This is a genomic window from Paucibacter sp. Y2R2-4 (assembly GCF_025717535.1).
In the GTDB taxonomy this organism is placed as follows: Bacteria; Pseudomonadota; Gammaproteobacteria; order Burkholderiales; family Burkholderiaceae_C; genus Paucibacter_A.
The window spans coordinates 343,609-355,798 of the sequence record NZ_JAJIRO010000002.1 but is presented as its reverse complement, the minus strand read 5'-3'; the positions used below and the strand labels follow the sequence as shown (position 1 = coordinate 355,798).

Annotated in this window: 13 protein-coding genes; 12 read left to right on the top strand and 1 reads right to left on the bottom strand. The window is 61.6% G+C overall.

What is annotated here, in order from left to right:
- Positions 1-6 precede the first annotated feature (6 nt).
- Positions 7-900 carry a ribose-phosphate diphosphokinase gene (locus LNV06_RS08455; protein ID WP_263537822.1) on the top strand — a complete coding sequence of 298 codons (894 nt, stop codon included), beginning with the start codon at positions 7-9 and terminating at the stop codon, positions 898-900.
- Between the two features lie 7 nt (positions 901-907).
- Here the strand turns inward: LNV06_RS08455 and otnI are convergent, their stop codons facing one another.
- Entirely contained in the window at positions 908-1,696 is a 789-nt protein-coding gene (gene otnI, locus LNV06_RS08450; protein WP_263537821.1) for a 2-oxo-tetronate isomerase, read from the bottom strand.
- 111 nt (positions 1,697-1,807) lie between these two features.
- Between otnI and LNV06_RS08445 the strand changes: the two genes are divergently transcribed.
- From LNV06_RS08445 to LNV06_RS08395, 11 genes are all read left to right on the top strand, one after another.
- On the top strand, positions 1,808-3,433 hold the full coding sequence (locus LNV06_RS08445; RefSeq protein ID WP_263537820.1) for a sensor histidine kinase: 1,626 nt from the start codon (positions 1,808-1,810) through the stop codon (positions 3,431-3,433).
- Positions 3,427-4,116, top strand: a complete 690-nt coding sequence (locus LNV06_RS08440) for a response regulator transcription factor (RefSeq protein WP_263537819.1) — start codon at positions 3,427-3,429, stop codon at positions 4,114-4,116. Before LNV06_RS08445 ends, LNV06_RS08440 begins: the two co-directional genes overlap by 7 nt.
- Before the next feature lie 152 nt (positions 4,117-4,268).
- Positions 4,269-4,802, top strand: coding sequence for an SgcJ/EcaC family oxidoreductase (locus LNV06_RS08435; RefSeq protein ID WP_263537818.1), 534 nt, complete (start codon positions 4,269-4,271; stop codon positions 4,800-4,802).
- 584 nt (positions 4,803-5,386) lie between these two features.
- Positions 5,387-6,634 (top strand): porin, encoded by a 1,248-nt coding sequence (locus tag LNV06_RS08430; RefSeq protein WP_263537817.1) that lies wholly within the window; start codon positions 5,387-5,389, stop codon positions 6,632-6,634.
- 13 nt (positions 6,635-6,647) lie between these two features.
- A complete protein-coding gene (locus tag LNV06_RS08425; RefSeq protein WP_263537816.1) occupies positions 6,648-7,082 on the top strand; it encodes a type 2 periplasmic-binding domain-containing protein in 435 nt (144 codons plus the stop codon).
- A gap of 59 nt (positions 7,083-7,141) precedes the next feature.
- Positions 7,142-8,653, top strand: a complete 1,512-nt coding sequence (locus tag LNV06_RS22560) for a methyl-accepting chemotaxis protein (protein ID WP_318013459.1) — start codon at positions 7,142-7,144, stop codon at positions 8,651-8,653.
- A 150-nt stretch (positions 8,654-8,803) separates the two neighbouring features.
- Entirely contained in the window at positions 8,804-9,217 is a 414-nt protein-coding gene (locus tag LNV06_RS08415) for a rhodanese-like domain-containing protein (RefSeq protein WP_263537815.1), read from the top strand.
- A gap of 39 nt (positions 9,218-9,256) precedes the next feature.
- Positions 9,257-9,517 (top strand): glutaredoxin 3, encoded by a 261-nt coding sequence (grxC, locus tag LNV06_RS08410; protein ID WP_263537814.1) that lies wholly within the window; start codon positions 9,257-9,259, stop codon positions 9,515-9,517.
- Between the two features lie 120 nt (positions 9,518-9,637).
- On the top strand, positions 9,638-10,105 hold the full coding sequence (gene secB, locus LNV06_RS08405; protein WP_263537813.1) for a protein-export chaperone SecB: 468 nt from the start codon (positions 9,638-9,640) through the stop codon (positions 10,103-10,105).
- Positions 10,106-10,178: 73 nt separating this feature from the next.
- Positions 10,179-11,201, top strand: a complete 1,023-nt coding sequence (locus LNV06_RS08400) for an NAD(P)H-dependent glycerol-3-phosphate dehydrogenase (RefSeq protein WP_263537812.1) — start codon at positions 10,179-10,181, stop codon at positions 11,199-11,201.
- 6 nt (positions 11,202-11,207) lie between these two features.
- Positions 11,208-12,188, top strand: coding sequence for a Bug family tripartite tricarboxylate transporter substrate binding protein (locus tag LNV06_RS08395; RefSeq protein WP_263537811.1), 981 nt, complete (start codon positions 11,208-11,210; stop codon positions 12,186-12,188).
- Positions 12,189-12,190: the final 2 nt, after the last annotated feature.

The window sequence follows — 12,190 nt, the reverse complement described above, 5'->3', positions numbered from 1 at the left end:
AGAACAATGAACGCACAAACGATCTTGCTGGCTTTTGATGACGAGAAAGCCTTGGCCGAGCAGTTGTCTGCTGCTTTGGATCTGCCTTTGCACTTCATCAGTCGCCATCGTTTTCCCGATGGCGAAATGCGCCTGGTGCTGCCCAAACCCTTGCCGCCTACGGTGCTCTTGTTGCGCGGCTTGCAGCAGCCAAACGACAAGCTGGTGGAGCTCTTGATTGCCGCGCCGACCGCGCGCGAGCTGGGTGCGAAGCGTCTGGTGCTGATCTCGCCCTATCTGGCCTATATGCGCCAAGACATGGAGTTCACCCCCGGCGAGGCCGTCAGCCAGCGCCATATTGCCCGGCTGCTGGCCCAGCAGTTTGATCAAGTCATCACCATTGACCCGCATCTGCACCGCATTGCCAGTCTGGATGAGGTGATGCCGGCAGGCTGCGGTATAGCTTTGTCTGCGGCTCGGGTGCTGGGCGAGTGGGTGGCGGCGCAAGTGCCTGGCGCGCTCTTGATTGGGCCCGATGAAGAGTCGGCGCAATGGGTCAGCGAGGCCGCCAAGGCCGGCGGCCTGCGTCATGCCATCGGCCGCAAAGTGCGCCTGGGCGACAGTCACGTGAGCCTGGCCTTGCCCGATGTGGAGGTGCGTGGCCTGCCGGTGGTGCTGCTGGACGATATGGCCTCCACCGGTCGCACGCTGATGGGCTCGGCCCAAGAGCTGCTGACGCGGGGCGCGGCCAGTGTGGATGTGGCGGTGACGCATGCCTTGTTCAATGGCGACGCACTGGATGCTTTGCGCGCGGCCGGGGTTCGCCATGTCTGGAGCAGCAACGCGGTGGCCCACGCCAGCAATGCGGTGTCGGTGGCGCCGCTATTGGCGCAGGCTTGGCGAGAAATTCAAGCCCGATAGGGTGCGCTTAAATTTTTAGCCAGGGCCGAAGCCATGCCAGGCCCTCGCGGGTGCCCGCACGCGGCCGGTACTCACAGCCGACATAGCCGGTGTAGCCCAGCTCATCGAGCAGCCTCAGCAAGACTTCAACGCGAAGCTCGCCCTGGTCGGGTTCTTGCCGATCGGGCGCGCCGGCGATTTGCACATGGCCCAGCAGGCCGCGCCCCATCACCTCGCACAGCTTGCGGGACACATTGCCTTCGCTGACCTGGCAGTGATAAACGTCAAACTGCACGCCCAGATTGGGCGCACCGACTGCGGCCACGACGTCCAAGGCCTGCGCCTGCTGGTGCAAGAAATAGCCAGGCATATCGGCCTGGTTGATGGCCTCGATGCTGAGCTGCAGGCCTTGCTCTCGTGCCCGCTTGGCCGCCCAGCGCAAGTTCTCGACATACACCGCGTACAAAACCTCGGGCGACGCATCTTGCGGTGCAATGCCGGCCATCACATGAAGTCGCGGGCAGTCCAAGACCGAGGCATAGAGCAAGGCCTGCTCAAGGGCAGCGCGAAACTCCTCTTGCCGATCGGGCAAGCAAGCCAGCCCTCGCTCTCCCGCGGACCAATGGCCCGGCGGCGCATTGAACAGCACTTGGCGCAAGCCGTGGGTTTGCAGCGCTTGCTTCAGCTCAGCGGCTGGGTACTCGTAAGGGAAGAGAAACTCCACCGCCTCGAAGCCATCGGCCGCCGCGGCCCCGAAGCGCTGCAGAAAAGGCAGCTCGGTATAGAGCAGGCTGAGATTGGCGGCGAACTTTGGCATGGCTTGGGTTGATTGAGGCGAGGCCGATAAACGCGGTCTTCGCCTGGATTTTCATCGATTGTTCATTTGCCAGCCGGCGCGGGCTCGCGCTTGAGCCTTTACAGTGACTGCATGTTCAGAGCGCGCTTACTGTTGGCCATTTCTTTGCTCGGTTTGCTGGCCTTGATGGAGGGCGGCGTGGCCCTGTGGGCACAGCACACCGCGCACTTGCAGGTGCAGCGCGGTCGCTTGACCAGTGACATCATGAAGGGCTTTGTCGAGCTCTCGGCGAATAAGCAAAAGCTGCGCAGCTGGACTGCGCAGCGACTCTTGTCGGCCGATGCCAGCCCCGAAGCCCGCGATCGCTTGATCAGCGAGATGCGGCAAGGTCTGGCCGATCTGCATGTCTTGGCGGTGCAGTTGGATGCGCTGGAATTGGGCGCTTCGGAATCGGGGCGACGCGAAGAGCGACAGCGCTCGCTTGATGTGATGGATCGGCATTTGGACGAGTTGGGCCGAGCCTTGGTGGGCGTGAAGCCGCTGGCCGATGATGCCGACGGCCGTCAGGCATGGGATCGTTTGGCGGCCTTGTTTGATCAAAGTCAGGGGCAAGACTTGCGCCGACTCTTGAATGCAGAAATCGTGGCCGAACGTGAAGCCACGCAGCGCTCGCGTGCGGCGGCGGATCTGGCGCTGTCGACCATGCGTCGCATGGTCTTGGCAATCAGCGTGACCGCCTTGCTGGCGACCGTGTGGCTGGCCTTTTATTTCATGCGCAGGCTCAAGCAGCCGATTGATGATTTGACCCGCGGCGCCCACGCCTTGCAAAGCGGCGACTTGAGCCACCGCATGCCGGAGCCGCAGTTGGACGAATTTGCTGCGGTCGCGCGCAGCTTCAATGCCATGGCCGCCGAGTTGCAACTGCGCCGCGCTCAGGAACAGGCGGATCGGAGTCGGCTGGAGGAAATGGTCGAGGTGCGCACCGCCGAGTTGCGCGAGGCGAACGACACTTTGCTGGCGCTGGATCAGCGTCGGCGGCGTTTCTTCGCCGATGTCAGTCATGAGCTGCGGACCCCCGCGACCGCCATTCGTGGCGAGGCCGAAGTGGCGCTGCGCGGGCGAGATAAATCGGTGCAGGAATACCAGCAGGCCTTGGCCCGCATTGTGGCCACCGTCGCGCAGTTTTCGCATGTGGTGGAAGACCTGACCCTGTTGGCACGCAGCGATTTTGAGCAGCTGGTCTGGCAGCAGCAGGCTTTGAGTTGGCAAACGCTGCTGCAGGCCGTGTGTGAGCAAGTGAGTGTGCAGGCGCAATCGGCCCAAATGCACTTGGATTGGCGCTTGGCGCCGGCCGAGGCGGCGCAGTCCATGATTCGCGGCGACGCCAAACGCCTGCGCCAGATGCTGGTCATCGTGCTGGAGAACGCCTTGCGTTACTCGCACCCTGGCGGGCGCATCGAGTTGCAGGCCGAGGTGGATGCAGGGTGCTTGAGGATTCAGGTGCGCGACCAGGGCATTGGCATCAGCCCCGAGGACTTGCCCCATGTGTTTGAGCGCCACTACCGCAGCCAGGCGGCGCGGCGCCATCGGCCGGAAGGTATTGGCCTCGGACTGCCGATTGCGCAAATGATTGCCCAGGCGCATGCCGCTCAGATTCGTTTGGAGAGCGCGTCCGATCAGGGCACTTACGTGACCCTGGCACTGCCCCTGTATCACCCCCCGGCCGATGCGGCGGAGGACGGAGAAAAAGCATGCTGAACCAACTTCTCATTGTTGAAGACGACGCCCGCGTTGCTGACTTTCTGGAGCGCGGCCTGCGCGCCGAGGGCTATGCGGTGAGCTTGGCGCGCACCGGGCCTGAAGGCTTGGCGGCGGCGCGCCAGGGCGAATGGGCGCTGATCGTGCTTGACGTCATGCTGCCGGGCTGCAGCGGCATGGATGTGCTGCAAACCCTGCGCAGCGAAGGCCAGCAAACGCCGGTCTTGATGCTGACCGCCATGGACAGCGTGGAGGACAAGGTCGGCGGTCTGCGCTTGGGCGCCGATGACTATCTGACCAAGCCCTTTGCCTTTGATGAATTGGTGGCGCGGCTGGAGGCGCTGCGCCGACGGGGCCGCACCGTGCAGCAAGTCAACAGTGTGTTGGCGTTGGCTGACTTGCGGCTGGATCGCGAGCGCATGCGAGTCACCCGGGGTGATCAGCCCATTGTGCTGACGGCCAAGGAGCTGGCTTTTTTGGAGCTGCTGATGAGTGCGCCGGGTCGGGTCTTCAGCCGTGAGCGCATCTTGTCGAATGTCTGGGGCGCGAATGAAGATCCGCTCACCAATGTGGTTGATGTCTATGTGCGTCGCCTGCGTCAAAAAATCGATGAGGGGCGCGAATTGGCGCTGTTGAAGACGGTGCGCGGCATCGGCTACAAGATCGACGCCGAGCCGGATTGAGGCGGGTCCATCGCTGCTGGCGCGAGCTTGTTTCTGAGGTTCATATGCGGTTCATGTCGACGTCAGATCCGCTTCACGCGAGTCGCATCCGGGGTTCATGCCCGGGGCAGACACTGAGGGTGCTCTCTCCACAACCCTTGATGAGATTGACGATGAAGCACTCCAAGTCCCTGGTCCTGGCCGGCGCCGTCGCCGCTGCATCCTTGTTTTCCGGCCTGACTCAAGCCCAAGCTCAGGGCTCCAGTCAGAGCTCCCTTCAGAGCTCCAGCCCGAGCGCTGCAGGGCTGCCAACGGCCCAATGCGCGCGTACGGATCAGGCGCAGATTGCCGCTTTGTTTGATCGTTGGAACAACTCGCTGGCCACGCTCAATCCCGACAAGGTCGTGGCCAACTACGCTGCGGATGGTGTTTTGCTGCCGACGGTGTCGAACCAGCCGCGCACCAACTCGGCCGAGATTCGCGACTACTTTGTGCACTTCCTGGAGAAAAAGCCGCAAGGCAAGATCGACCGCCGCGTCATCAAACTGGGCTGCAATGTGGCCCAAGACCTCGGCACCTACACCTTCACCTTCAAGGATGGCAGCAAGGTCAGTGCCCGCTACACCTATGTCTATGAGTTTGTGAACGGCCAGTGGCTGATTGCGCATCATCACTCCTCAGCCATGCCCGAGAAGCAGCCGAGTTGATGCTCATTCCTTGACGGCCTCAAGCGGCCGTTTTAGGCCCTTGGCCTCAAGAAAAAGCCCCCAGAAAGCGATGCTTTCCTGGGGGCTTTTTCCTTGGACGGATTTTCGTCACTGAGGCGAATTACGGCTCGAATGTTCGCTAGCTCAAAAGTGAGAAGTTGAACATAGCGTCGTCATTTCGAAAAGCTGCTGTGGGCATGAGGCAACCCCGCGTGATCTGCTGGTTTCAAACCTTGCCAAAACGTCCAAACTACACACTTCAACGGCGGCGTGTAAGCCTTATCGAAGGCTCAGCCCGCATCCTTGATGCACAGAAAGTTGTTTTGCTGATCGGGCCCGCGCAGGCTGAACCGGCTGGATAGGGGCGCAAGCCTTGTGCCGATTTTTGAAGCCCGAGGCCAACTCGCCAGGGCACTCTTGCTGGACCCAAACGATGGCTTGTCGAGCTTCAGTTCCTGAAGAACCAACCGAAAGGACAGGTTCAGAAGTGTTTCGATGCTCCGATATAGCTGTCAATGTGTTCGGCAGCGCAAGGATTTTTCACGCGGCTTTGCCGAAGCATGGTTCATAACAAAGGAGACTTCATGAAGAAATTGACAATGGGTCGTCTGTCGTCGTTGGCACTGGCCGTTTGCGCATTGGCTGCGCAGGCGCAAGACGCAGCGCCCGCAGATTCGATGTTCTCGTTCTCGGGCTTTGGCACCGTAGGCGTGGTGGGCAGCAATACCGATGAGGCTCGCTATGTGATCTCGGGGCAGCCCAATGGGGCCACCAAGTCGTGGAGCGGCAATGTCGACACCAAGCTGGGCGTGCAGGTCAATGCCAAGCTGAACCAGATGTTCTCGGCGACGGCACAGGTCTTGTCCAAGCAAAACGGCGACGGCAACTACCGCCCCGAACTGGAATGGGCTTTTGCTAAAGCTCAGTTCAGCCCCGCTTTTTCGGCTCGACTCGGCCGCATGGGCGCGCCCTTCTTTGCAGTGTCTGACTTCCGCGATGTGGGCTATGCCAACACCTGGCTGCGCCCACCTCCAGACGTTTATGGTCAAGTGCCGGTCAGCCACTTTGATGGTGGCGACCTCAATTACCAAGCGGCGGTAGGCCCGGCCACTTTGAACTTCCAGCTCTATGCCGGCAAGTCCAGTTCGGTCTTCGAAGGCGTGGACGTGAAGATGGACAACTTGGTGGGCTTCAGTGCCTCCGCCGAGTTCGACGGCGGCATCACGCTGCGCGCCGGACACGTCGAGGGCAAGTTGACGGTGGACAGTGTGTCCCTGAAGCAGTTGGTCGGTGTCCTGCACCTCGTGGATGCGAAGGTCCCAGGGGCCGGCATTGGCGCCGTCGGCGATCAGATGGATGCCACCAAGAAGAAGGCCACCTTTACCGGCTTTGGCGTCACTTTGGATCAAGGCAATTTCCTGGCTATGGCCGAGTACACCATGCGCCGCACCGAGTCCTATGTGCCCGATACCGATGGCTGGTACGCGACTTTGGGCTATCGCCTTGGCAAGTTCACGCCTTATCTGACCGTTTCTGAGCTGAAGCAAAAAGACAGCAACGTCAACAACACCATCCCACCAAAGATTCCAGTGCCTGGCGTGACGCCCGATCTGCGCGCCCTGGTGGATGGCACGCTGCGCTCGCAGAGCAACCAGCAAAAGACCCAGGCTGTGGGTGTGCGTTGGGATGCGTACCGCAATATTGCGGTGAAGGGTCAGTTTGAACGCATCAAGGCGGATGGTCCGGGTCTCTTCTCTTCGCCGTCTTTGGCCTTCACGGCCGGGCAGAGCACCGTCAATGTTTACAGCTTGGCTGTTGACTTTGTGTTCTGAGAGGGAGCAAAAGATGAAAAACAAACAGCAAGTGATTCGTAGTGCGGCCCTGCTTGCAGGCATGTTCGTGGCTGGCCTGGCGCAGGCGCAGGTGGCGGTGATCGTCAACCCCAAGAGCGCTGCGGCCAGCATGACCGCCGACCAAGTCTCCAGCATCTTCTTGGGCAAGAGCAATACCTTGCCCGGTGGAGCCTCGGCCCTGGCCACCGACCTGCCGGAAAGCTCAGCAGTGCGGGATCAGTTCTACAGCAAGGTGACCGGCAAGCAGGCCGCTCAGGTCAAAGCCGCATGGTCGCGCCTGGTGTTCTCCGGCAAGGCCACGCCACCCAAAGAACTGGGTTCTGCCGCTGAAGTCAAGAAATATGTGGCGGCCAATGCCGACGCGATTGGCTATATCGAGAAGTCGGCGGTGGATGGCACCGTCAAGGTGGTCTTGAGCGTAGACTGAGTCTTGGCCCTTCCCATTGGAGCGCCGGCCCCTGCGGCGCTCCTGCAACGGAGATGCGAATGAATGTGAAGACAAGAATCTGGCTCTTGCCTGTGTTTGCCGCCGTGATTTTTGCGGTGGGCATTGCAGTGGTGTTGGTGTTTTCGGCACGCACTTCATCGGCCATTACGGCAGTGGAGCAGGTGCATTACCCCTTTGTGGACGCCACCACGCAGCTGGGTGCGCAAATGGAGTCGCTGGGTGCGACGATTCAAAGCGCCGTAGCCGAAGGCGAGAAGAAGCGCCTGGACGAAGCGAATGAGAAAGCGGTCAGCATCCGCAAGCTGCTGGATGCGATTGGCCGTATTGAAGGCAAGGGTGAAACGGCAGCCAAGCTGAAGACCTCTTTTGAAGCCTATTTCGCGGCTTCGGTGGATACGGCGCAGCTGTTTCTCGGCATCAAGCAAGGGGATCAGGCCGGCGCGATTCCGAAAATGCAAGCGGCTTTGAAGGTGTTTGAGGCCGACGTGGCCAAGGCTCGCACCGACGCCAGCGATGGCTTTGACAGCGGCTTGAAGAACGCCAATTCGGGCGTGTCCGCTAGCCTGATGGCGATCGTGATCAGTGGCTTGGTGGTGGTCGGCGCTTTGGGCGTGGGCTCTTATTTGGTGATTGGAAGCGTCTGGCGGCAACTGGGCGGTGAGCCCGAATACGCTCGCGATGTGATGCGCCAAATTGCCGCTGGCGATCTCTCTCAATCGATCGAAGTGGCACCCGGCGCGGACTCCAGCCTTTTGGCAGCCGTGCGTGAGGTGTCGCAGGGTCTGGCGGCCATCGTGACCGATGTGCGCTCGGGAACCGACTCCATGTCGGTGGCTTCGCGCGAAATCGCGGTTGGCAATCATGACTTGTCGGTGCGTACCGAGAAGCAAGCGACCTCGCTGGAGCAAACCTCCAGCAATATGCAGACACTGACCGATGCCGTGCGACAAAGCGCCGAGGCCGCAGCGCAGGCCAACCAGTTGGCCGGCTCGGCGGCTGCGGTGGCCCGCAAAGGCGGTGAGGTGGTCAACCAGGTCGTCACGACTATGGAGGAGATCAACAACAGCTCCAAGAAGATCAACGACATCATTGGCGTGATCGATGGCATTGCCTTCCAGACCAATATCTTGGCCTTGAATGCGGCGGTGGAAGCGGCGCGAGCCGGTGAGCAGGGACGCGGCTTTGCGGTCGTGGCCAGTGAGGTGCGCTCCTTGGCTCAGCGTTCGGCCGAGGCGGCCAAGGAGATCAAATCCTTGATCGGCGCCAGCGTGGACCGGGTCGAGTCGGGCAGCCGTTTGGTGCGGGACGCCGGCGAAACCATGACCGAGATCGTGGCCAGCGTGCAGCGCGTGTCCGACATCATTGGCGAGGTGACGGCCGCTTCGGGGGAGCAAAGCCAAGGGATTGGCTTGGTCAACCAGTCGGTCAATCAGCTGGACCAGATGACGCAGCAAAACGCGGCCTTGGTGGAGCAGGCTGCTGCAGCGGCCACCAGCTTAGAGCAGCAAGCCCAGTCTTTGCAGACGGCGGTGGCGACCTTCAAGCTCTGACGCCAGCAGGCGCAAAAGCGCAAACTCCCGGGCCCCTTGTGGGCCCAATCAGAGGCCCCTCGGCATGCCGGCGGGCCTCTTTCTATAATCACGGCCCTTGTGCTCAGAAGATGCACTCAAGTTGCACCCCATAACCGGAAGACTGCTTTGTTGAACTTTTTGCTTGAAAACTGGATTCTGGTCCTGGCCGCTTTGGCTTCTGGCGGCATGTTGCTATGGCCCACTTTGGTCAGCAGCAGTCAAGGCGCCATGTTGTCGACCGCTGAGGCGGTGCAACTGATCAACCGCGAGAAGGCGGTGTTGATCGACGTTTGCGAGCCTACTGAGTTTGCCGCCGCCCATGTGGCCGGCGCACGCAATATTCCTTTGGCCTCGCTGGAAGGACACAAATCGCTGCCCAGCAACAAGACCTTGCCCTTGGTGCTGGTCTGCCAAAGCGGCGCTCGCGCTGCCCGTGCTGCGGCGACGCTGCGCAAGCTGGGCTATGAAAAGGCTCAGCCTTTAGCGGGTGGCTTGAAGAGCTGGCGCGAAGCCAATTTGCCGATCGAGAAGTCAGCCGCCTGATCCGGCGAGCTTCGTCAACCGAATAGAGAGAGTGAGCCCATGGCTGCCGTGAAGATGTACACCACCCAGGTCTGCCCCTACTGCGTGCGGGCCAAGGCCCTGTTGAAGCAGCGCGGTGTTGAGCATATTGAAGAGGTTCGAATCGACCTCGACCCCAGCGAACGTGACGCCATGATGGCCCTGACCGGTCGCCGCACGGTGCCGCAGATTTTCATCGGCGCTACCCATGTCGGCGGTTGCGATGATTTGATGGCGCTGGACCAGCGCGGCGGCCTGCAAGCCTTGCTGCAAGCGGCTTGATCCGCTTGTTCGGATTTCAAGAGGGGGGAGACCCCCACGGAATCGTCACAAGCGCTGAGTAATAATCAGCGCTGCCGCCCGCAGCAATGGCTGTCGGGCTTCACTTTTTTGGGAATTACCATGGCCGACGAGAACAATACCCCCGTGTTTCAGATTCAGCGCATGTATTTGAAGGACCTGTCGCTGGAGCAGCCGAACGCGCCGCAAATCCTGCTCGAGCAGACCCAGCCCCAGGTCGACATCAATCTGGCCCTGTCTGCCGAACCTGTGGCCGAAGGCATTTTTGAGGTCTGCGTGACCGCTACCGTCACCACCAAGGTCGGCGAGCGCACCCTGTTCCTGATCGAAGCCAAGCAAGCCGGTATCTTCGAGATCCGCAATGTGCCGCAAGAGCAGGTTGAAGGCATTCTGGGCATCGTCTGCCCGCAGATGATTTACCCCTATCTGCGCGCCATCGTGTCGGATGTGTGCACCCGCGCTGGCTTCCCGCCGGTGCTGCTGTCGGAAGTCAACTTCCAAGCCATGTTCGAAGCCCAGCAGGCTCAGCGCGAAGCCGCCGCCAGCGCCGCTGCTCCGACCCTCAACTGAGACTAGCGCTCATGTCACGCGCCCCACGCTGCCAGCCGCAGCCGGGGCGCGTGGTTTTTTCTGGACTTCGTTTATGAGAATCAGCGTTCTGGGGGCCGGTGCCTGGGGCACGGCCTTGGCAATTCAGGCCAGCGCCAGGCATGAGGTGATGTTGTGGGCTCGCGATGCAGCGGCTGTCGCCGCCATGCAGGTGCAAAGGCGCAATCACCACTATCTGCCCGAGGCCGCGCTGCCCGATGCGCTGCTTTTAGAAACCGATCTGAACGCCGCTATCGCCCATGCCAGCGGACCGGATGGACTGATCATCGTCGCCACGCCCATGGCAGCTTTGCGCAGCATGCTGTCGGCCTTGCCAGACGGCGCCCGGGTGCTGTGGTTGTGCAAAGGCTTCGAGGCTGGCACGGGCTTGCTCGGCCATGAGATCGCTCGCGCCGTGCAGCCGCGCTTGAGTGCCGGTATCTTGTCGGGCCCCAGCTTTGCGCAAGAGGTGGCCCTGGGCCAGCCGACGGCATTGGTGGCCGCCAGCGAAGATGCAGCCTTGACCGAGGCCGCTGTCGATGCCTTTCATAGCGATCGCCTGCGCATCTACACCTCCGCAGACCCGGTGGGGGTTGAAGTTGGGGGCGCGGTCAAGAATGTGATGGCCATTGCTGTAGGCGCGGCCGATGGCTTGCGTATGCGTGCCGAGCGCATCGGCAGTGCGGCGGAAGCCCCAGGTTTGAATGCGCGTGCGGCGCTGATCACACGCGGCCTGGCCGAAATGCTTCGCTTAGGTCTAGCCTTGGGCGCGCGCAGCGAAACCTTTATGGGCTTGTCGGGCATGGGTGATCTGGTGCTCACCGCGACCGGCGATTTGTCTCGCAACCGTCGCGTTGGATTGCTGCTGGCCGAGGGGCTGGCCCTGCCGAAAATTCTGCATGACCTGGGTCATGTGGCCGAGGGCGTTTACAGCGCGCCGACCGTTTTGGCGCGTGCCCGTCAAAAAGGCGTGGAAATGCCCATCACCGAGGCAGTGGTGGCGGTGCTGGAAGGGCGTTTGAGCCCCGTGGAAGCGGTCGACCTGCTGATGGGGCGGCAGTCACGGGCGGAGCACTGAGCCGGCGTGGGTGATTTCAGCAACTCGCGGCGCCAACTGCTGCTACTCGGCGCCGGGGCTTGTGCTCTCAATTCGGCCGAGGCGCAGGCCTGGCCCAGCCGCCCTATCAAGCTGCTGGTTCCGTTCCCGGGCGGAAGTTCGCCCGATGTGGTGGCTCGGGCGCTGGCAGAGCCTTTGTCCAAGGCCTTGGGTCAAGCGGTCGTGGTCGACAACCGACCTGGCGCAGGCGGCAATATCGGCACCGGCATGGCGGCCAAGTCTCCGGCGGATGGCTATACGCTGTTGTTCACCACCCAAGGACCCTTGGTCACCGCGCCCTTGCTGAACCGGCGTCTGCCCTATGAACCGGTCAAGGACTTGCAGCCCATCAGTTGGATTGCGAGCGCTCCCAATGTCCTGGTGGCGGATGCCAAACTGGGTTTGCGCGACGTGGCGGATTTGCTTCGCTTGGCCAGGACCCGGCGGGGCGAGCTGAACTACGGCAGTGTCGGCAATGGCAGTGCTTCTCATCTGGCCATGGAGGACATGATGCGCCGTGCCGGCATTGCGCTGACCCATGTGCCATTCGCCGGCTTCCCTCAGGTTCTGAATGCCATGCTGAGCGGTTTGATCCAAGTGGCCTGGATGGTGCCGGGTCAGGCCATGCCTCAGGTGAGGGCGGGGCGTTTGAACGCGCTGGGTGTCAGTAGTCTGGGTCGAATGGCGGCGCTGGCCGACTTGCCCACTTTGGCAGAGCAAGGTTTCAAAGGTTTTGAGGCCATCTCCTGGCAAGCCCTGCTGGCGCCAGCGGGCCTGCCGGCGCCGCTATTGAAGCGTTTGTCCTTTGAAGTTCAAAGCATTGTGCGCAGCGATGAATTCCGCGCCCGGTTGTTGGCTCAGGATTTCAGCGTGGTGGGCTCGTCGCCTGAGGGGCTGGCCTTGCACATGGCCGCCGAGCGAAAGCGCTGGGCGCAAGTCATTCAGTCTGCGGGTGTGCAGGCGGAATAGCC